General features: G+C 57.7%; 1 tRNA gene. It reads right to left on the bottom strand.

The features are described from left to right. Positions 1 to 81 precede the first annotated feature (81 nt). A tRNA-Met gene (locus tag RGCCGE502_RS34425) sits at positions 82 to 158 on the bottom strand. Between the last annotated feature and the right edge of the window lie 114 nt (positions 159 to 272).

Genomic DNA, 272 nt, shown 5'->3' with positions numbered 1-272 from the left:
CTGGACCCTGCTCAGAAACGCAAAAAGCTCCTCGACGCTTACGCGGAGGAGTTATGAGGTGATCGTTGTCTTTTGGAAGTTTGGTTGCGGGGGCAGGATTTGAACCTGCGGCCTTCAGGTTATGAGCCTGACGAGCTACCGGGCTGCTCCACCCCGCGTCCTCCAGGTGAGGCTGTTTGGCCTCATCCTGACATCCAGGTGAGGCTGTTTGGCCTCATCCTGACATCCAGGTGAGGTTGTTTGGCCTCATCCTGAGATCGACGAACCGCGCC

Source organism: Rhizobium grahamii CCGE 502, from assembly GCF_000298315.2.
GTDB classification, from domain to species: Bacteria; Pseudomonadota; Alphaproteobacteria; order Rhizobiales; family Rhizobiaceae; genus Rhizobium; species Rhizobium grahamii.
Note: the sequence above shows the minus strand (reverse complement) of the source record. Positions and strands in the feature narration are given on the sequence as shown.